17 protein-coding genes and 1 tRNA gene are annotated in these 20,263 nt (G+C 32.1%); 12 read left to right on the top strand and 6 right to left on the bottom strand.

Translation table 11 applies throughout. The features are described 5' to 3' along the window. Positions 1 to 26: 26 nt before the first annotated feature. Positions 27 to 701, top strand: coding sequence for a head GIN domain-containing protein (locus BN863_RS17755; protein ID WP_038532882.1), 675 nt, complete (start codon positions 27 to 29; stop codon positions 699 to 701). Between the two features lie 43 nt (positions 702 to 744). Then, positions 745 to 1,428, top strand: a complete 684-nt coding sequence (locus BN863_RS17750) for a LysE family translocator (RefSeq protein WP_038532881.1) — start codon at positions 745 to 747, stop codon at positions 1,426 to 1,428. 78 nt (positions 1,429 to 1,506) lie between these two features. Here the strand turns inward: BN863_RS17750 and BN863_RS17745 are convergent. Both BN863_RS17745 and folB read right to left on the bottom strand, forming a co-directional pair. After that, a tRNA-Cys gene (locus BN863_RS17745) sits at positions 1,507 to 1,577 on the bottom strand. Between the two features lie 53 nt (positions 1,578 to 1,630). Further along, positions 1,631 to 1,993: a dihydroneopterin aldolase gene (gene folB, locus BN863_RS17740; protein WP_038532879.1), complete on the bottom strand. Its 363-nt coding sequence runs from the start codon at positions 1,991 to 1,993 to the stop codon at positions 1,631 to 1,633. Positions 1,994 to 2,127: 134 nt separating this feature from the next. On the opposite strand from folB, the gene BN863_RS17735 reads away from it, so the two are divergent. The 6 genes from BN863_RS17735 to BN863_RS17710 all read left to right on the top strand — a co-directional run bounded on the left by BN863_RS17735 (position 2,128) and on the right by BN863_RS17710 (position 8,433). Continuing rightward, positions 2,128 to 4,152 carry a glutamine--tRNA ligase/YqeY domain fusion protein gene (locus tag BN863_RS17735; protein ID WP_038532877.1) on the top strand — a complete coding sequence of 675 codons (2,025 nt, stop codon included), beginning with the start codon at positions 2,128 to 2,130 and terminating at the stop codon, positions 4,150 to 4,152. Positions 4,153 to 4,300: 148 nt separating this feature from the next. Continuing rightward, positions 4,301 to 5,314 carry a lipoate--protein ligase gene (locus tag BN863_RS17730; RefSeq protein ID WP_038532875.1) on the top strand — a complete coding sequence of 338 codons (1,014 nt, stop codon included), beginning with the start codon at positions 4,301 to 4,303 and terminating at the stop codon, positions 5,312 to 5,314. A gap of 83 nt (positions 5,315 to 5,397) precedes the next feature. Beyond that, positions 5,398 to 5,610, top strand: coding sequence for a hypothetical protein (locus BN863_RS17725; RefSeq protein ID WP_038532873.1), 213 nt, complete (start codon positions 5,398 to 5,400; stop codon positions 5,608 to 5,610). A gap of 180 nt (positions 5,611 to 5,790) precedes the next feature. Further along, positions 5,791 to 7,386: a sensor histidine kinase gene (locus BN863_RS17720; RefSeq protein WP_038532871.1), complete on the top strand. Its 1,596-nt coding sequence runs from the start codon at positions 5,791 to 5,793 to the stop codon at positions 7,384 to 7,386. Further along, positions 7,383 to 8,015 (top strand): response regulator, encoded by a 633-nt coding sequence (locus BN863_RS17715; protein WP_038532869.1) that lies wholly within the window; start codon positions 7,383 to 7,385, stop codon positions 8,013 to 8,015. Before BN863_RS17720 ends, BN863_RS17715 begins: the two co-directional genes overlap by 4 nt. 109 nt (positions 8,016 to 8,124) lie before the next feature. Next, on the top strand, positions 8,125 to 8,433 hold the full coding sequence (locus BN863_RS17710; RefSeq protein WP_051774921.1) for a hypothetical protein: 309 nt from the start codon (positions 8,125 to 8,127) through the stop codon (positions 8,431 to 8,433). 146 nt (positions 8,434 to 8,579) lie between these two features. Here BN863_RS17710 and BN863_RS17705 read toward each other — a convergent pair whose 3' ends face one another. The 3 genes from BN863_RS17705 to BN863_RS17695 are packed head-to-tail and all read right to left on the bottom strand — an operon-like array spanning position 8,580 to position 10,612. Beyond that, positions 8,580 to 9,335 carry a tetratricopeptide repeat protein gene (locus tag BN863_RS17705; RefSeq protein WP_051774920.1) on the bottom strand — a complete coding sequence of 252 codons (756 nt, stop codon included), beginning with the start codon at positions 9,333 to 9,335 and terminating at the stop codon, positions 8,580 to 8,582. Between the two features lie 11 nt (positions 9,336 to 9,346). Further along, positions 9,347 to 9,664: a heavy metal-binding domain-containing protein gene (locus BN863_RS17700; protein WP_038532866.1), complete on the bottom strand. Its 318-nt coding sequence runs from the start codon at positions 9,662 to 9,664 to the stop codon at positions 9,347 to 9,349. Between the two features lie 18 nt (positions 9,665 to 9,682). Further along, the gene (locus BN863_RS17695; RefSeq protein ID WP_038532864.1) at positions 9,683 to 10,612 is read right to left on the bottom strand and encodes an SPFH domain-containing protein; all 930 of its coding nucleotides are present in this window, start codon (positions 10,610 to 10,612) and stop codon (positions 9,683 to 9,685) included. A 306-nt stretch (positions 10,613 to 10,918) separates the two neighbouring features. On the opposite strand from BN863_RS17695, the gene BN863_RS17690 reads away from it, so the two are divergent. Beyond that, positions 10,919 to 12,733, top strand: coding sequence for a T9SS type A sorting domain-containing protein (locus BN863_RS17690; RefSeq protein ID WP_051774919.1), 1,815 nt, complete (start codon positions 10,919 to 10,921; stop codon positions 12,731 to 12,733). Between the two features lie 78 nt (positions 12,734 to 12,811). Here the strand turns inward: BN863_RS17690 and gltX are convergent, their stop codons facing one another. Next, the gene (gene gltX, locus BN863_RS17685) at positions 12,812 to 14,323 is read right to left on the bottom strand and encodes a glutamate--tRNA ligase (protein WP_038532862.1); all 1,512 of its coding nucleotides are present in this window, start codon (positions 14,321 to 14,323) and stop codon (positions 12,812 to 12,814) included. Positions 14,324 to 14,487: 164 nt separating this feature from the next. Here gltX and BN863_RS17680 point away from each other — a divergent pair, with 164 nt between their 5' ends. The 3 genes from BN863_RS17680 to mnmG all read left to right on the top strand — a co-directional run bounded on the left by BN863_RS17680 (position 14,488) and on the right by mnmG (position 20,240). Next, complete coding sequence (locus tag BN863_RS17680) at positions 14,488 to 17,892, top strand: glutamyl-tRNA synthetase (protein ID WP_038532860.1); 3,405 nt, start codon at positions 14,488 to 14,490, stop codon at positions 17,890 to 17,892. After that, on the top strand, positions 17,892 to 18,302 hold the full coding sequence (gene ybeY, locus BN863_RS17675; RefSeq protein ID WP_038532858.1) for an rRNA maturation RNase YbeY: 411 nt from the start codon (positions 17,892 to 17,894) through the stop codon (positions 18,300 to 18,302). Before BN863_RS17680 ends, ybeY begins: the two co-directional genes overlap by 1 nt. A 66-nt stretch (positions 18,303 to 18,368) precedes the next feature. Next, positions 18,369 to 20,240, top strand: a complete 1,872-nt coding sequence (gene mnmG / locus BN863_RS17670) for a tRNA uridine-5-carboxymethylaminomethyl(34) synthesis enzyme MnmG (RefSeq protein WP_038532855.1) — start codon at positions 18,369 to 18,371, stop codon at positions 20,238 to 20,240. Positions 20,241 to 20,263: the final 23 nt, after the last annotated feature.

Raw genomic sequence — 20,263 nt, 5'->3', positions numbered from 1 at the left:
TTGTATAATTATATTATAAATTGAAAATGAAACAGTTAGTAGTATTATTAATGGTATGTTTATCTTTAGGATTACATGCTCAAGACAAAGTAGAAAAAACAGTCGGAGAATTTAAAGAACTAAAAGTTTACGATTTAATTCAAGTTAATCTTATTAAATCTGATGTTAACAAAGTTGAAATCACGGGTAACAACGCTAATAATGTTGAAACCGTTAATAAAAATGGAACTTTAAAGGTTAGAATGAGCTTGGATAATAGTTTCAATGGCGAAAAAACGAAAGTAAATGTATATTACACCTCTATAAATATTATAGATGCAAATGAAGGTTCTTCAATAAGCTCTAAAGATGTTATAGAACAATTTGAAATTGAATTAAGAGCTCAAGAAGGTGCTAAAATAAATGTCCCTTTAAATACGTCGTTTGTTGTTGTAAAATCTATTACTGGTGGAGAGATTACTACAAGTGGTACTTCTAAAAACGAACAAATTAATGTGTTAACAGGTGGTATTTATGATGGGCAATTATTAGAATCTGAAACATCAAAAGTTACCATTCATGCGGCTGGAGAAGCACATATAAAAGCTTCTAAAACAGTAGATGCAACCATCCGTGCTGGCGGAGATGTTTATATCTATGGTAAGCCAGAAGAAGTTAACGAAAACAAAGTTTTAGGCGGAAGAATCTTAAGAGTAGACTAATTCCCTTAAGTTTTTACTAAATTTGCGATAGAGATCGCGTAATATGTTAGAAGACGTTTTAAGAGCAATTCCTTTCGGAATATTGTTATCCTTTACCATTGGCCCAGTTTTTTTTGTACTACTGGAAACAAGTGCTACAAAGGGGTTTAAAAGCGCTCTTATATTCGATTTAGGTGTTATACTTGCCGATGCTTTTTTTATAGTGGTTGCATTTTACAGTACAAGTCGGATTCTAGATCGGATTAAAGATGATCCCAATTTTTTTATATTCGGAGGTGTTTTACTGGTGGTATACGGATTAATATCTTTTGTAAAAGCTCAAAAATCTTTCCGTACCATTCTTCGAGAATATCATAGTGTAGAAGTTCAAAAAAATTATGGAAAGCTTTTTATGAAAGGCTTTTTACTAAATTTTATTAATATAGGCGTACTTTTAGGTTGGCTGAGTTTTATAGTTATTGGAAATTCTATGACCGATAACGAATACGGTATTCATATTTTTTTAGCTACCATATTAGCCGTTTACTTTATAGTTGATATTTTTAAAATACTAGCCGCTAAAGCTTTAAAAAATAAGTTAACACCGCGTATTATTTTTAAAACTAAAAAAATAGTATCTCTTGTTATTTTAGGCTTTGGAGTCTTGTTATTAGTTCAAGGTTTTTTTCCTAAAGAAAAGGAAATTTTACAAGATACATTAGAGCAAATTAATCCGTTAGGTGATTAATTATCAATTATATACTAACTTATTATTTAACTTTTAAGCATAAAAAAAACCTCCAAGTAAACTTGAAGGTTTTTGCAGAGGCGTCGAGCGGATTCGAACCGCTGTACAAGGTTTTGCAGACCTCTGCCTAGCCACTCGGCCACGACGCCGTTATTAACGGATTGCAAATGTAGAAAAAAATATGATTCTACACTACTTACTTTCACTTTTTTCTTTTCTCTGTCATTTTTATCGTCACCATTTCCACATCTCCACCAATAGGAGGATTAAGTTTGCTTACACTAATGGTTGCTTTATTAACAGAATTATTTTCGTTTAATATTCTTACTAATATGCGCTTAGCAACAGTTTCTAAGAGGTAAGAAGGTGTTTTCATTTCTTCTCTTACAATTCTGTTTAAAAAGACATAATCTACCGTATCGACCAAGTTATCCGAAAGTGCCGATTTCTGTAAATTGGCTTTAATTACTAAATCTACACGGTAATCACTACCTATTTTTGTCTCTTCGGTTAAACAACCGTGGTTAGCAAAAATTCGTATGTTTTCTACTTTTATAACGCCCATAAGCTTGTAAATAAATAATATTTCGTGGATAAAAATTTTGGATAAAATTAATCATTATCTGTAAGAATAATAGTAAGCAAGCGGATATTTCATTAATTTTGCGCTTTATTTTTAATAGGTATTCATATCAATTTATGTCTGAAGAAACAAAATCACTCAATTTTATTGAACATATTATAGAAAACGATTTAAAAACCGAAATATCTCAAGATAAATTACGTTTTCGTTTTCCACCAGAACCTAATGGGTATTTACACATTGGGCACACTAAAGCTATCGGAATTAGTTTTGGTTTAGGTGAACGTTATAATGCTCCTGTAAACCTTCGTTTCGACGATACTAATCCAGCTAAAGAAGAGCAGGAATATGTAGACGCGATTAAAGAAGATGTCTCTTGGTTAGGTTACCAATGGGATAAAGAAGTGTACTCTTCAGATTATTTCCAGCAATTGTTCGATTGGGCAGTGCAACTTATAAAAGATGGAAAAGCCTATGTCGATTCGCAATCGTCTGAAGCTATGGCCGAACAAAAAGGAACACCTACACAACCTGGTGTAGATGGTCCGTTTAGAAATAGAACTGTAGAAGAAAACTTAGATTTATTCAACCGTATGAAAGCGGGAGAATTCGATGAAGGCGAACATATTTTACGTGCTAAAATAGACATGCAACATGTAAACATGTTAATGCGTGATCCTATTATTTACCGTATTTTAAAGAAAGAACATCACCGCACAGGCGATACATGGTGTATTTACCCTATGTACGATTGGACGCATGGTGAAAGCGATTATATAGAACAGGTTTCACATAGTTTATGTTCTTTAGAATTTAAACCTCATAGAGAGCTTTACGATTGGTTTTTGGACCAATTGGTAGTAGAAGATAAATTACGACCTAAACAACGCGAATTTGCACGTTTAAACTTAAGCTATACCATTATGAGTAAGCGTAAGTTATTGCAATTGGTAGAAGATGGTGTGGTTAACGGTTGGGACGATCCGCGTATGCCTACTATTTCTGGGTTACGTCGTCGTGGTTATACGCCAACGGCTATCAGAAAATTTGTAGAAACTGTTGGGGTGGCTAAGCGTGAAAATGTAATCGATGTTTCGCTTTTAGAATTCTGTATTCGTGAAGATTTGAATAAAACAGCACCGCGTGTTATGGCGGTTTTAGATCCGGTGAAATTGGTTATTACTAACTATCCAGAAGATAAAGAAGAATGGTTAGAAGCAGAAAATAATCAGGAAGACGATAGTGCTGGATTTAGACAAGTACCATTTTCTCGCGAATTATATATTGAGCGTGACGATTTTAAAGAACAAGCGAATAGTAAATATTTCCGTTTAACTTTAGGAAAAGAAGTCCGTTTAAAAAATGCATACATCATTAAAGGAGAACGCGTTGTAAAGGATGAAAACGGTAAAATTACCGAAATTCATGTAAGTTACGATCCAGATACGTTAAGTGGTAGTGGCACAGAAGCTAGTTTACGTAAAGTAAAAGGAACTTTGCATTGGGTGTCTATAAAACATGCAGTTAAAGCGGTCGTTAGAGAATACGACAGATTATTTATGGACGAATCTCCAGATAGTCATGCCGATAAAAGCTTTATGGATTTTATTAATCCAGACTCTTTAAAATTAATTACGGCTTACGTAGAACCGAGTTTAAAAGAAGCAAAAGTAGGCGAGCGTTTTCAATTTCAACGTTTAGGGTATTTTAATGTGGATAACGATTCAACTTCAGAGCAATTAATTTTTAATAAAACGGTTGGTTTACGTGATTCTTGGACAAAAGAAAAACCAAAAGCGCAAGCGAATCAAAATCAGAATCAGCCTAAATCTAATCAGCCACAACGTAAGGCTATAGATGTGATACAGCAATTTGGTAAAAAATATACGAATTTACCAGATGCTAAACGTGAGAAAATTAAAGCCGATATTTTAGAATTGGCAGAAAAAGTGTCTTACGACGAATTAGAGCCGTTATTTGGAACTGCGGCTAAAAAAGTAGGTACACGTATCGCCGCCATGTTAACGTTGCAAGTACTGCTTAAAAATGGCTTAGAACGTAACGATGCTATTAACGAATTTATAGAAAAAGGATTAACAGATGGTAATGCGCTTTTAGTCGCAGAAGCATCTGAGATATAATCTGAATTTAATTGATATAAAAAGCCTTAGAAATAGTTCTTATTTCAAGGCTTTTTTGTTTCAAATAATTAAAAATGATAAGTGAGATTTGTAATCTATTACAGGGATTCTAAGTATTTTTGTAAAACAACTTTTTAATTTTTGCAGTATGGTTTTTATAGATAACGAAGGCGTTACAGATCCGCATTTAAATTTGGCTTTAGAAGAATATGCTTTAAGGCATTTCGATACTAATACCGATTATTTGTTGTTTTACATTAACGAACCATCAATTATAATTGGCCGAAATCAAAATACATTAGAAGAAATAAATCAAGAGTATATTACAAAAAAAGGCATTCACGTGGTGCGCCGCATTAGTGGAGGAGGAGCTGTATATCACGATTTAGGAAACTTAAATTTTAGTTTTATTACCAATCATGATAATGCCAGTATGCATAATTTTAAAAAGTTTACAGCACCAGTTATCGAAGTCTTGAAAAACTTTGGAATAGAAGCCGAACTTATTGGAAGAAACGATATTTTAATAGACGGTAAAAAAGTCTCCGGAACAGCACAATTTACTACCGGAAAACGCATGTTTAGCCATGGAACGTTGTTGTTAAGTACCGACTTAAACGAAGTGGCTAATGCGTTACAAGTTAAGATGAGTAAAATTCAATCTAAAGGTCATAAATCGGTTAGAAGTCGGGTGGCAAATATTAGCGATTTTTTAGAGGAACCATTAACTATAGAAGCTTTTAGAAGTTTAATTTTAGAAGGTTTATATGCAAACGATAAAAATTTTAAAACCTACAAATTTACAGCAGAAGATCGTGAAGGAATTGACAAATTAAAAGCAGAGAAGTACGACGATTGGAACTGGAATTACGGGCGTTCGCCTAAGTTTAATATTCAGCGTACAAAACGTTTTCCTATAGGTGAAATTGATTTGCGAATTTTTGTTGAAAAAGGACACATCGCCGAGTTTACCGTATTTGGAGATTTCTTTGGAAAAAAATCGGTTAAAGAACTTTCAGCTATTTTTATCGGACTGCCTTACGAAGAAACAGCTATTAAAAATGCTTTAAAAGATACAGACCTTACCGAATATTTTGGAGCTATCGATAGAGACGATTTTATCACTATGATTTATGGAAACGACGACGATGTAACGACTTAAATTCTGTAGCGCGTTTTCATAGATTCATTTTATAATGTATTCATTTAATTTTTCGTAACTTATAAGAATAAGTATTTTGAATTATGAAGACACAAGAACAATTACTTAAGAATATTTCGGATACTGTTTGGGGTATAGAAAACGACTATCCAGAAATCTATAAACATCTTAATGAAAATCCGATGACTATTCCTGAATTTAAAAATCCAGAGGTTACAACAGAAGATCTTAAAGTGTATTTAAAAAGTTTAAAAGTGATTATAAAACGATATAAAGAAGAACAACATTTAAAATAATACAAATCCGAATAATGTAAAAACTCCTGATTCAAAAATTAGAATCAGGAGTTTTTTTTAAAACATTATCTTTAGCTACACAATAACCCATTTTTATGAGTTTATTTTTTTAATGATTTGATGAACTTACGTGCCCTAATATTAATTATAATAAATAGCTTGATATTTGTAGTTATACTCATGCTATCCTTCACATTTTATAATGAGTTTTCTAAGGTTTTAGACGACAGAATATTACTGCAATTGAATTCTGTAAAAACATTAAAGCAAATTCAAGTAGAAAACTTAATTTCTAGCGAATGGAATGCATTTTTAAAAGGTTCCACGACTGCATCTAATCTAGATACGCTTAACATACATATTCCTGAACATATATTACAAACTACGGGGATACACGATTTAACACCATATAATTTAGATGGACATACTTCTATAGGTCTAATTTCAACAACATCAGGACAACCAAAAATTAAGATTATTCCCTATTATAAAATTAATAATATTTTATTGGAACGTGCCGGAATGGGAAGTAGTGGAGAGTCTTATTTAGTGGGTACAGATTTTACTATGCGATCTCAGTCTAGGTTTTCACCACAAAAATTACCATCAACCATAACAGCTAAAACAAAAGGTGTTCAAGATGCATTATCGGGTGCTATTGGTAGAGGCGTTTTTAAAGATTATCGTGGCATAGAAGTGTATAGTGTTTACAGTCTTATTAACATTTCAAATTTAAAATTAGTTATACTTTCAGAAATAGATATTAGCGAAGTAAAAGCACCTTTAAGTCAACTTAAATTAAAACTTTTAGGGCTTACAATATTAATCATGTCAATAGCTATTATTCTTTCACTTTTTCTCACTCGAATTATAACAAATCCGATTACAAACATGAGAGAGAGCTTAAAGATAATGGCAGCAGGAAATTATAAACAAAATAAAAAATTTGTAAAAAATTCAAGCGAGATTAAAGACATGTTCGAAGCGCTCGATAGTTTAAAAAAATCGTTACAAGGTGCTGTAAATTTCTCTAACGAATTAGGTAAAATGAATCTTAACTCACAGTATGTTCCAAAAGGAAATAATGATGTGTTGGGTAAAAGCCTCATTAAAATGAGGAATAAACTTATAGAATTTAGAAATAAAGAAACTAAAAATAGTATTACTACTAAACGCCAATTAGTAGATGGATTAGAAAATGAAAGACGACGACTTTCCCGTGAATTACATGATGGTATTGGGCCGTTATTAACATCTTTAAAATTCTATATTGAAAACCATATTGAAGATAAAAATCAGAAGTTAGAAATGATCCGAATTTTAGATACAACCATTTCAGAAATTCGCTTAATGTCTAATGCCCTTATGCCTTCTACTATTGATGACTTTGGGGTAGGAGTGGCCCTAACTAATTTTGTAAATAATATTAAAAAGACTTCTGGAATTTCTATTGAATTTGAAGATTTAACTGATGAAGAAATTAGTAAAATAACTAAAAATCAATCTATAAATATTTTTAGAATTGGGCAGGAGCTGGTTAATAATGCGTTGAAACATTCGCATGCTGAAAATATTAGAATTTCACTTTCAGAATTTGATGAATTTATTTCTTTGTTCTATTATGACGACGGTATAGGTTTTGATTTAAAAAAAGTAACATTAGGCTCTGGTATTATCAATATAAAGGAACGTGTAGAGATTTGTAATGGCGACATTCAAATACATTCTAAAAAAGGAAATACCACTATAGAAATTGAATTACCGATAGATATATGAGGAAAATAAAAATAATTATAGCAGACGATCATGAGCTCTTTAGAAACGGTTTAAAAGAACTACTCATAAAACATGATGATATAGACGTTATAGCAGCTGTTGGCGATGGTAAACAATTTATAGAATGTATAGAAACTCTAGATGATATCGATATGGTTTTACTTGATCTTAGTATGCCAAATATGGATGGTTTTGAGGTTTTAAAAGGAATTAAAAATTTAAATAGAGATATTAAACCTATAATTATTTCTATGCATAACGATGGAAACTATATTGCAAAAAGTGCTAAAGCTGGAGCGTATGGTTATTTGCTTAAAAATACAGACGAAGATGAACTTATTAAAGTAATTAGAATTGTTGCTCAAGGTAAAAAATACTTTAGCCCTGCAATTTCCGAAAAGATGATAAATTTTATGTCGGAAAATAAGGTTAGCGAAAATATTATTTCTAATAAAGAAAAGGAAGTTCTAGGATTAATTTCTGAAGGACTTACAACCAAAGCAATTGCCGCTAAATTGTTTGTGAGCACACGAACTATTGAAACCCATCGTGCAAATATTTTAAAAAAATTAGATGTAAAGAACACGGCAGAATTAATAAAAAAAGCTACAAAAATTAAATTAATTTAAAGGTATAGGCTATCCGTATTTATACGGATGATGATTACGTGATTTTAGTGACCTTTAAATACATGGTGTTATGTTTAAATTTGAATTAAACAATTAAACATCATACAGAATGAAAAATATATCTTTTATACTAGTTTTATTATTAGCATCAACTACAGTTGCATTTGCACAAGAAAGAAGTGATTTAATGGGACCAGAATATAAAAATTACAAATCTTGGGAGCACGAAAGTACACCTACAACAGTAGCTGTAGAATCTAATAAAGAGCAGCTTACTGGACCAGAATACAAGAATAAAAAAGCGTGGGAAGACAGCGCTACAGATAAGGAATATATTTTAGTAACAGTAGGTACAGAACGTTCAAAATTAAAAGGTCCTGCATATAAAAATTATAAGCCTTGGAGAGAAAATAATTAATTTAAATACTTGATTTCAATGTACATTCCATCTTAAAAATGTAATGTGAATTTATTAGTTAAAAAATAGCCTTAACATTAGTGTTAAGGCTATTTTTTTGTTTCAATTTAATTTAAGCGTTTCAATAATATTACGCTTTATAAATTCTAGTTATTTAAGTATGCATCTAATGGAATTAAGATGTTTTCGGCAGTGCTCATTTCGTTTGAAAGTGTTTGAGCTTTAGCAATCATTTCAGGAGTTAAACTACGTGATGCAGAGATATTTTTCCTAGCCTGATTTTCTGGAGATGTATCTATAGTTGCCGAAACAATTAAAAGTGCAACACCTGCTACTTGATTTACTTCTACACCTTGACCACGCATATATAACATGCCAAGATTACCTACTGCTAATCCATCGCCTTGAAGCGATGCTTTTCTATACCATTCATTAGCTTTTGTATAATCGATTGTAGTACCAAGTCCGTTTTCATAGCTCACACCAAGATTAAATTGTGCTGCTGAATTTCCTTGATTTGCAGATTTATTATACCATAAAAATGCTTCTTCTGGATTTTTATCGGTACCAAGTCCCTGCTCGTACATAAGTCCAGTATTAAATTGTGCTAAGGCGTGTCCTTCGTTTGCAGCTGCTAAAAACTCTTTAAATGCCGCAGACATATTGTTAGCTTCTATTGCTCTAATTCCGGCATCAAAAAAAGCTACACCATCCGGGGATTGAGTTTCATCTGTAGAAGTGTTTTCAGTTTGAGTTGATTCTGGATTTTGGTCTTTAACTTCAGTGGTATGAGTAGAATTCTCTGTTGTTTTAATTTTACTAGAAGCGTTATCTTTACAAGATATCACCGAAAAAAATCCTGCAATAATAAGTGCTCTAAATGTAAGTTGTATGTTTTTCAATGTAATATATTTTATAATTTTACGGCAGTTCCCGAAGCAGTTACCATAAGCATACCTCCGTTAGGACCAACAGTTTCATAATCTAAATCTACGCCAACAATGGCATGTGCACCCAAATCTTCTGCGCGTTCTTGCATCTCTTTTAAAGCACTGTCTTTTGCTTCTCTTAATACAGATTCGTAAGAACTTGAGCGTCCGCCAACGACATCGCGAATGCCTGCAAAAAAATCTTTTATAAAATTGGCTCCAATTATGGTTTCACCAGTAACTAAACCTAAATATTGTGTTATTTTTTGAGTTTCTAAAGTAGGTGTTGTTGTAACTATCATGATTATTATTTTATACTTTTATTCTAAATTTTTAGGGTTTTTCTTGCCTTCTTTCATTGCTTCACCAATTTGATTACTAGCTACAAAACTAGCTACCATATCGTTTAACATATTACTTCCTGTTTGTGGCGAATTTGGCAATAATATTAAATTACTATTAGTTTCTTCACCTAAAGATTGTAAAGTATCGTAATGCTGTGTAACAACAATTAAAGCAGAAGCTTCTTGCGAATTGATTCCAACTCGATTTAATACCTCTACAGATTCTTCTAAACCACGAGCAATTTCACGACGTTGGTCTGCAATACCTTGACCTTGTAAACGTTTACTTTCTGCTTCAGCTTTTGCTTTTTCAACAATTAAAATACGTTGTGCATCTCCTTCAAACTGCGCAGCAATTTTTTCACGTTCAGAAGCGTTAATACGGTTCATAGCTTCTTTTACTTGTGCATCAGGATCGATGTCTGTTACTAAGGTTTTAATAATGTCGTAACCGTAGTCTGACATTGCATCGTTAAGTTCCATTTTTACTGCAATGGCAATATCATCTTTTTTAACAAAAACATCATCTAATTTCATTTTTGGAACTTCGGCACGAACCACATCAAATACATAAGATGTAATCTGGTCGTGAGCATAATCTAGTTTATAAAATGCGTCGTATACTTTTTCTTGAATTACTTTAAACTGAACCGATATTTTTAAACGCACAAATACGTCATCTAAGGTTTTAGTTTCAACAATAACATCTAATTGCTGAATTTTTAAACTCATTCGACCTGCAACGCGATCAATAAATGGAATTTTCATTTGTAAGCCAGAATGACGAATACTTAAAAACTTTCCGAAGCGCTCAATAATCGCAGCCGATTGTTGTTTTACGGTGAAAAATGACAGAAATAAGGTTACAAGTAATAGAAATAATATAGGAATTAACAATACGGACATAATGGGATGTTTTTATAGTTAGTAAAATCTGATTCTAAATTTAGACTATATATTTTGATTTTAATAAGGATTCTGAATTAAAACAATTCTAAAGCCAATAATTGGTCTAATTAGAATAGAAATTGTTACATAATCTGTTAGACTTTATCAATTTATAAAAAATAAAATGCAGATTTCTTAGACGAAATACACTAGCGTTTTTCATTCACCCTTTAAAATTTCCAATTCATCGTTTAAAAGCCTTGTAGCTCTAGGTTTAGTTGTCAATATAATATATTTGAATTGCTATTTACCAAATCTACAATTATGATTCACAGAATATTACCCCTTTTTTGTGTCGTAATTTGTTCTTTTCAAATTACCTACTCACAAAACCAAAATGAAGCAGTTGCTTCTGCTTGGTTAAATTCGAATTTTTCTGAATTACAATCTCAAAAAGCTTATGAACTTAGATCAGAATTTAATCAAGTTGGTGCATCTGGAGAAACTTTCAGATATAGTCAATTTGTAAACGATGTTCCTGTTTACGATGCAGGTGTTGCAGTTCATGTTTCACCAAATAGTGAAGTAACTTACCATTCAGGATCTTTTTACAGTTCTATTTCTAGAATCAATACAACACCAAACATGTCTGCTGATCAAGCAGTAAGTATAGCTGCTAAAGCTTTAGGTATAGAAGGTACTATTACACAAAAAGAGTCTAAACTTTATGTATATAACGATGATGGAGCGACGTTGTTAGTATATCGTGTAACTACAAATTCTAGAACATTAAACGGATTTTGGGAAACCATTATCAATGCAAAAACAGGTGATATAATTAGTAATAAAGATATTGCACATTATCATCATGGTCATGACGACGGACATGAAGACTTATTAAATAGCACAATACCAACTCATATAGAAGCAAAGGGTAAGATTTTTAATCCGGATCCATTATCGGTTACAAACGAAGTATACGGTGGACATTTTATGGATAATAATGATGAAACAAATGATTATTTAGATAGAGCGAGAACAGACGTATCTTTTCAAATTTTAAATAGTTCTGATGGCGTTTATAGATTAAAAGGGGATTACCTAGAGATTAAAGATATTCAAGATCCTGTAACAGGATTATTCGAGCAAGATTCGCCAGAATTTAGTTTTACAAGAGATCAAGATGGTTTTGAAGCGGTTAATGCCTATTACCACATCGATCAAAATATGAGATACATTAACGAAACTTTGGGGATTCCATTAAAATCTATGTTTAACGATGGTATTATTTACTACGATCCACATGCATTTAACGGATCAGATAATTCATCTTACGGTGGAGGTATTTTAAAATTCGGAATTGGTGGAGTAGATGATGCCGAAGATGCCGATGTTATTGTACATGAATTAGGTCATGGTATACACGAATGGTTAATTCAGAGTAGTATTTCTCAAGTTGAAGGATTAAGTGAAGGTTTTGGTGATTACTGGGCACAATCTTACAGTAGAGGTTTAGAACGTTATAACAGTTCTAGGTCAAGTACAACATATAACGATTTATTTAAATGGGATGGTCATAACGAATTTTGGGGAGGACGTATTACCAATTACGAGCAAACTTATCCTGAAGGATTAACGGGGAAAATTCATAAAGATGGTCAAATTTTCGCAAGTACGCTTATACAAGTTTGGGAATATTTAGGAAAAGAAAAAACCGATTTAATTGTGTTAGAAGGTATGGCTATGACGAGTAGTAAAACCAATCAATTAGAAGCAATTACAGCAATACGACAAGCTGCTGTCGATATGAATTTAGGTTGTGAGAGCATTACGGCTATAACTAATATTTTTACAGAACGCGGTTATGCTGTTGAAGCTTACCAATGTTCTACTTTAAGTGTAGATGAAAATGAAATTACTAACATTTCAATTTATCCAAATCCAGCTAACGACGTTATTTCATTTAAAAATATAAATAATACTCACCAAATAACCATTTATAATATGATGGGACAACAGGTGTTAAAACATTCAATAGATAGAGCGAATAATTCCGTAAATGTTTCCAATTTATCTAAAGGGATGTATGTGGTTTCATTTAAGGATTCTGCAACCAATTTTAAATTTATTAAACAGTAACCAGTCTAAATATAAGAGTACAAAAAACGCGCGTTTTAAACGCGCGTTTTTTTATTTTATAACGTATATACTTTTCTATTAAATAGCTGTTGCTAAGTTTTCAATACGTGCGATAGATTCTTGTTTTCCAATCATAAACATAATATCGAAAACATCTGGACCTTGTAAAGCACCCACTAAAGCTAATCGTAAAGGCATCATAACTTTTCCAAAACCAATTTCTTTAGAGGTAATCCATCCTTTTACTGTATTTTGAAGCGTTTCCGTAGAGAAATCCTCTATAGAGTTAATAAGAGTAGCTAATTCACTTAAAAGCGCTCTAGTGTCGTCTTTAATAGCTTTTTTGAATGCTTTCTCGTCGTAAGCTTTTGGTGCTTCGAAGAAGAAACTACTTAAATCCCATAAATCAGATATAAATGTCGCACGTTCTTTAATTAAATTAACAGCCATCGCGATATAATTCACGTCGATATCTTTTAATTCGTCACGTTGCGCTTTAAAGGCTTCTGCAAGTTCGTCGTTATTTTGCTCTTGCATGTAATGGTGATTAAACCATTTTATTTTATCAGGATCAAATCGTGCTCCAGCTTTGTGTACGCGTTCTATATCGAAAGCTTCAACAAGTTCGTCTAAACTAAATAATTCTTGTTCTGTCCCTGGATTCCATCCTAAAAAGGCTAAGAAATTTATAACACCATCGGCAAAATAACCATCTTCTTTATATCCACGTGAAACATCGTTAGTTTTTGGGTCAATCCATTCTAAAGGAAATACTGGGAATCCTAATTTATCGCCATCACGTTTGCTTAATTTACCTTTACCTGTAGGTTTTAAAATTAATGGTAAATGTGCAAATTCTGGAGCATCCCATCCAAAGGCTTTATAAAGTTGATAATGCAAAGCAAGAGACGGTAACCATTCTTCACCACGAATTACATGCGAGATTTGCATTAAATGGTCGTCTACAATATTTGCTAAATGGTAAGTTGGCATTCCATCACTTTTAAATAAAACTTTATCATCTAAAATGTTGGTGTCTATTTTTATATCGCCACGAACCATATCTTTTAAATGTAAGGTTTCGTCTTGAGGTGATTTAAAACGCACAACGTAATCTTCTCCAGCATCTAATTTTTGTTGTACATCTTCAGCAGAAAGCGATAACGAATTGCTTAATTTTAAACGGTTATGCCAGTTGTAAATAAACGTCTTTCCGTTAGCTTCATGATCTTTTCTATGTGCATCTAAAGATTCAGCAGTATCAAAAGCGTAATATGCGTTTCCAGAAGCTATTAACTCTTCGGCATAAGCTTTGTATAAATCTTTACGTTCACTTTGTCTGTAAGGACCAAATTTTTCGTTTTTTCCGGGACCTTCATCAAACGGTATGTTACACCAGTTTAAGGCATCAATAATATAATTTTCGGCACCTTCTACATATCTGTTTTGATCGGTATCTTCAATACGTAAAACAAAAGTTCCGTTATGTTTTTTAGCAAACAAATAGTTGAATAAGGCCGTACGTACACCACCTATATGAAGTGGTCCTGTTGGGCTGGGTGCAAAACGCACACGAACATCTTTAGTCATGTTTTTTTATTTAAGACCGCAAAGATACTCTGATATGTGTAAAGATGAAAGATTTAAACAAAGCAATAATTATTTTATAGATTTCAATTTAACAGAATGTTACATTTGCAGACTATTACAGCTAAAATTATTATTGTAGATTAGTGGGTTAAATACACGGTAAATTGGATAATTATAAAACTATAATACAAAAACTCGAAGGCTTTATTAGGCGTTATTATACGAACGAACTTATTAAAGGTGGAATCTTGTTTTTTTCTATCGGACTTTTATATTTTTTACTCACGCTTTTAGTCGAACATTTTTTATGGTTAAGCCCAACCGCTAGAGCCATTTTATTTTGGATGTTTGTTTTGGTTGAGGTGTTACTCTTTGCAAAATTTATTGTGCTTCCGTTAAGTAAATTATTCAAACTTCAAAAAGGGATAGATTACGAAGAAGCTTCTAAATTAATTGGAAATCATTTTCCAGAAGTGAACGATAAATTACTTAATGTTTTACAACTTCATAACGATAGCTCGAAATCGGAATTACTATTGGCGAGTATCAATCAGAAAGCTTCAGAGTTAAGTCCGGTACCTTTTAAATTAGCCGTAAATTTCAATCAGAATTTAAAATATTTAAAATACGCGATTCTCCCGGTTTGTCTTTTGTTAATTTTTCTAGCGCTTGGAAAAATTAATTGGTTTACCGATAGCTATAAACGTGTGGTAGATTATAAAACGGCTTACGAGCCACCAGCACCATTTCAGTTTTTTGTTTTAAATGAAAATTTAAATGGTGTAGAGAACAAAGATTTTAAATTACATATTAATACAGCAGGAAGTGTAATTCCTGAACAAGCTGAAATCATTTTTAATAACGAGACTTACATTTTACAAGATTTAGGTTCTGGAGAATTTGAATATGTTTTTAATAAGCCTAAAACAGATATTACATTTCAGCTTCATGCAAATGGAGTCACATCTAAACCGTATAAATTGGCTATAGTTGAAGTGCCAACATTATTAGGTTTCGATATGGTTTTAGAATATCCTAATTACATTAATAAAAAGGATGAGGTTTTAAAAAGTACAGGAAATGCCATTGTACCAGAAGGTACAAAGGTGACTTGGAAATTAAATACAAAAGGGACTGATCAGGTACATTTATTCGCTACAGATACTATGGCTTTTTCAAAAGTTGGAAATAGTTTTGAAGGCTCAAAACAGGTGTATTCTAATTTTAATTACAGTTTAAGTACTAGTAATAAAAATCTTACAAACTATGAAAGTTTAAATTTTTCTATTGATGTTATTAAAGATCAATTCCCGGAGTTAAAAGTGGAAATGGTTAAGGATACAGTCGATTTAAAAACAATGTATTTTAAAGGTCAGGTAAGTGACGATTACGGTTTGCGTAATTTAAATTTGGTGTATTTTGAAACAGATAACGAATCTGCTAAATCTACCATTCCAATTGCTATTTCTAAATTCAACGTCGATCAATTTGTAACGGCGTTTCCAAATCAATTACAGCTTAAAGAAGGCGTGTCTTATAGTTTATATTTTGAAGTGTTTGATAATGACCAACTACACGGATATAAGCGCAAAAAGAGTAAAGTGTTTAGTTATCGCGAAAAGACTAAAAGTGAAACTAAAAACACCTTATTACAGCAACAACAATCTGGTATACAGGATTTTAATAATTCCTTGGAGAAGTTCGATGAGAATCAGAAAATGCTAGACGATATTTCAAAAACACGTAAGACAAAAAAGACTTTAAATTTTAATGATAGAAATCAGATTAAGGATGTTCTGAAACGTCAAGAGCAACAGGAAAAGATGATGAAAAATTTCAATAAATCTTTTCAAAAAAATCTAGAAGAATTCGATAAGGATAATACAGCAGATCCTTTAAAGGAAGAGCTCCAAAAACGGTTAAAAGAAAATGAGGAGCAGTTAAAACAAGATGAGCGTTTATTAAAAGAATTGGAAAAGATTCAAGATAAAATAAGTGAAGAAGAACTTTCTGAGAAATTCAAATATCTAAGTAAACAAAATAAGAGACAGAAACGTAGTTTAGAACAGCTGGTGGAATTGACTAAACGTTTCTATATTGCAAAAAAAATGGAGAAACTTCAAGAAGATTTAAACACTTTAGGAGATGAACAATTAAAACAAGCTGATAAACCTAAGGATAAAAATACTGCTGATATGCAATCTGATTTAAATAAAGAATTTAATACACTTCAAAAAGAATTGGATGCTTTACAAAAAGATAATAAGCTTTTAAAGAAACCTATTGAACTTCCAAGAGATCAAAAATCTGAAGAAGCTGTTGATCAACTTCAAAAAGATGCAGAACAGGATTTAAAAGAAAGTGAGTCTGGAGATCAAAGTCCAAATGAGCAACAGAAAAAAGAAAATAAAGCTAAACAAAAGCAAAAGCAGGCTGGACAGAAAATGAAAGAAATGAGTAAGTCTATGCAACAATCTATGCAAATGGATGGGGGAGAACAAATGCAGGAAGATGCCGAAATGCTTCGTCAGATTTTAGATAATTTATTAATTTTTTCGTTCGATGAAGAAGCATTGATGAATGAGTTTAAAAGTATTGAAATTAATCATAATAACTATGCTCAAAAATTAAGAAAACAACATGATTTAAGGGAATATTTTGAACATGTAGATGATAGTCTTTTTTCTTTGTCTTTACGTCAACCCATGTTGTCTGAATCTATAAATAATGAAATCACCGAAGTCTATTTTTATTTAGATAAATCGTTAGAAGAATTTTCTGAAAATGAAATTTATCAAGGTGTGTCATCTCAACAACATGTGTTTTCATCAGCTAATGTACTTGCAGATTTATTGAGTAATATTTTAGATAATATGGAAGATCAATTAAATGCATCATCTTCTGGACAAGGCTCTGAAGGTAAAAAGTCTGGCGAAAGTGAAGGTCAACTTCAAGATATTATTATGAGTCAAGAGGAGTTGAATAAACAAATGCAAAAGAATATGTCCGGTGAAGGTTCGCAAAGTGGGCAGAAAAAAGGACAAAAAGATGAACCTGGAGCTAATGGTAAACCTGATTCTAAAGGAAATCAAGGTGATGGTAAAAAAGGAGATGAACAAGGTAAAGATGGACAGCAAAGTAATGGTCAAGAGTCTCAAGAAGGCATGAGTGGTGAATTATTTAGTATTTATCAACGTCAGCAAGAATTACGTAATGAGTTAAAGGAACGATTACAAAAAGAAGGGTTAACACCTGAAATCTATCGTTTATTAAAAGACATGGAATCTGTAGAAATGGATTTGCTAAATGATGGTTTTACACAAAAGACATTAGAAAAGATGTTGAATTTCGAACATCAATTACTTAAATTAAATGATGCAACTTTTCAGCAAGATCAAGAGAATAAACGTGAATCTAAATCAAATTCTAATTCTTTTTCTAAGACTTCAACAGATAAATTACCACAGGCAAAACAATATTTTAATACTACTGAAATATTAAATAGACAAATCCTACCTTTGCAAAATAGTTTTAAACATAAAGTGCAACAGTATTTTAAGAATGAATAATGATATATTTTAATTACGAAACAGATTTTGAATTAGGTAACGAAGATGTGTTAGCTAATTGGATTAATGCGACTATTCTTGAGGAAGGTTGTAAAGAAGGTGAGATAAATTATATTTTTTGTGATGATGAGTATCTTCATAAATTAAATGTAGAGTTCTTAAATCATGACACGTTAACTGATGTTATTAGCTTTGATTACACAGTCGGAAAAGAGCTACATGGTGATATTTATATTTCTGTAGAACGTGTTAAGGATAATGCAAATGATTTTAAAACAGACTTTGTAGATGAAGTCAATCGTGTTATCATTCATGGAGTGTTACATTACTGTGGTTATAAAGATAAAACAGATTCTGATGCTCAAATAATGCGTAATAAAGAAGATTATTATCTTTCAAAACTTAATTAATTTACTCCAATTTTAAATTGTTCCACGTGGAACAATCAAATAATTTTAATAATAAATTGAATTCAAATGTTCGATAAAGTTTACGATGTAATTGTAGTTGGTGCGGGTCATGCAGGAAGTGAAGCTGCTGCTGCTGCCGCAAATATGGGGAGTAGTACATTGTTAATTACAATGAATTTACAAAACATTGCACAGATGTCTTGTAATCCTGCCATGGGAGGAATTGCTAAAGGTCAAATAGTACGTGAAATAGATGCGTTAGGTGGTTATAGTGGAATAGTAAGTGATACTTCGGCGATTCAGTTTAAGATGCTTAATAAATCTAAAGGACCTGCAATGTGGAGTCCAAGAGTGCAAAGTGATCGTATGCGATTTGCAGAAGATTGGCGTATGATGTTAGAAGGTACACCTAATTTAGATTTTTACCAGGACATGGTATCTGGTTTAATTATAGAAGATGGAAAAGTCGCGGGTGTTAAAACATCTTTAGGAATTGAGGTTAAGGCTAAGTCTGTTGTACTTACTAATGGAACTTTTTTAAATGGTTTAATTCATATAGGTGATAAAAATTTTGGTGGTGGTCGTGCTGGAGAAAGAGCTGCTACTGGAATCACTGAACAACTAGTGGATTTAGGGTTTGAATCGGGTAGAATGAAAACAGGAACTCCACCTCGTGTAGATGGTCGTTCTTTAGATTATTCTAAAATGATTGAGCAACCAGGAGACGAACGTCCAGAGAAATTTTCTTATTCTAATATCACAAAACCATTAACGAAACAGCGGTCTTGTTATATGACATACACAAGCACTTTAGTGCATGATTTATTACGTGAAGGTTTTGATCGTTCTCCAATGTTTAATGGTAGAATTAAAAGTTTAGGGCCGCGTTATTGTCCATCGATTGAAGATAAAATTAATCGTTTCGCAGATAAAGACCGTCACCAATTATTTATTGAACCTGAAGGTTGGAATACGTGCGAAGTGTATGTTAATGGTTTTTCTACTTCACTTCCAGAAGATGTTCAATTTAAAGCATTGCGTTCTGTCGTAGGTTTCGAAAATGTCAAATTCTTTAGACCAGGTTATGCGATTGAATACGATTATTTTCCACCAACACAATTAAGACATACCTTAGAAACAAAGTTAGTTGAAGGATTGTATTTTGCAGGTCAGATTAACGGTACTACTGGATATGAAGAAGCCGCTTCCCAAGGTTTAATGGCTGGTATAAATGCAAGTTTAAAAGTGCAAGAACGAGATGAATTTGTGCTTAAAAGAAACGAAGCATATATTGGAGTTCTTATAGATGATTTAATTACAAAAGGTACAGAAGAGCCTTATCGAATGTTTACTTCTCGTGCAGAATATAGAACGTTACTTAGACAAGATAATGCAGATTTTAGATTAACACCTAAAGGTTTTGAAATTGGTTTAGCATCTCAAGAACGTGTAAAACGTATGGAGTTAAAGCATGAAAAGTCGGAATTATTTGTACAGTTCTTTAAAGATTTAAGTGTTAAACCAGAAGTAATAAATCCGATTTTAGAAAATAAAGATTCTGCTGTTGTAAATCAGTCTGGAAAGTTGTTTAAGGTTTTTGCTCGTCCAAATATAGATATGGATGATGTTAGAAAAATTGAAGATGTAGAACAGTTTATTGTTGAATATGATTTAGATCGTGAGATTATAGAACAGACAGAAATACAAGTAAAGTATTCTGGTTATATAGAAAAGGAAAAGAATAATGCTGATAAGCTAACCCGTCTAGAAGATATTAAAATTCCTTCTAACTTCGATTATTCCAAAATAAAATCCATGAGTTTTGAAGCTCGAGAAAAGTTGAAAAATATTCAACCAACAAGTATATCTCAGGCCTCAAGAATTAGTGGCGTGTCTCCTAATGATATTTCAGTTTTACTGGTTTATATGGGAAGATAATTTTGATGTTCCACGTGGAACAT

Origin of the sequence: Formosa agariphila KMM 3901 (genome assembly GCF_000723205.1) — a bacterium.
Taxonomy (GTDB): Bacteria; Bacteroidota; Bacteroidia; order Flavobacteriales; family Flavobacteriaceae; genus Formosa; species Formosa agariphila.
This window is presented reverse-complemented; position numbering and strand designations above follow the sequence as displayed.

Coding starts and splice junctions, on each gene's coding strand:
- BN863_RS17755 (WP_038532882.1), top strand. CDS start 27: ATGAAACAGTTAGTAGTATTATTAATGGTATGTTTATCTTTAGGATTA.
- BN863_RS17750 (WP_038532881.1), top strand. CDS start 745: ATGTTAGAAGACGTTTTAAGAGCAATTCCTTTCGGAATATTGTTATCC.
- folB (WP_038532879.1), bottom strand. CDS start 1,993: ATGGGCGTTATAAAAGTAGAAAACATACGAATTTTTGCTAACCACGGT.
- BN863_RS17735 (WP_038532877.1), top strand. CDS start 2,128: ATGTCTGAAGAAACAAAATCACTCAATTTTATTGAACATATTATAGAA.
- BN863_RS17730 (WP_038532875.1), top strand. CDS start 4,301: ATGGTTTTTATAGATAACGAAGGCGTTACAGATCCGCATTTAAATTTG.
- BN863_RS17725 (WP_038532873.1), top strand. CDS start 5,398: ATGAAGACACAAGAACAATTACTTAAGAATATTTCGGATACTGTTTGG.
- BN863_RS17720 (WP_038532871.1), top strand. CDS start 5,791: ATGCTATCCTTCACATTTTATAATGAGTTTTCTAAGGTTTTAGACGAC.
- BN863_RS17715 (WP_038532869.1), top strand. CDS start 7,383: ATGAGGAAAATAAAAATAATTATAGCAGACGATCATGAGCTCTTTAGA.
- BN863_RS17710 (WP_051774921.1), top strand. CDS start 8,125: ATGAAAAATATATCTTTTATACTAGTTTTATTATTAGCATCAACTACA.
- BN863_RS17700 (WP_038532866.1), bottom strand. CDS start 9,664: ATGATAGTTACAACAACACCTACTTTAGAAACTCAAAAAATAACACAA.
- BN863_RS17695 (WP_038532864.1), bottom strand. CDS start 10,612: ATGTCCGTATTGTTAATTCCTATATTATTTCTATTACTTGTAACCTTA.
- BN863_RS17690 (WP_051774919.1), top strand. CDS start 10,919: ATGATTCACAGAATATTACCCCTTTTTTGTGTCGTAATTTGTTCTTTT.
- gltX (WP_038532862.1), bottom strand. CDS start 14,323: ATGACTAAAGATGTTCGTGTGCGTTTTGCACCCAGCCCAACAGGACCA.
- ybeY (WP_038532858.1), top strand. CDS start 17,892: ATGATATATTTTAATTACGAAACAGATTTTGAATTAGGTAACGAAGAT.
- mnmG (WP_038532855.1), top strand. CDS start 18,369: ATGTTCGATAAAGTTTACGATGTAATTGTAGTTGGTGCGGGTCATGCA.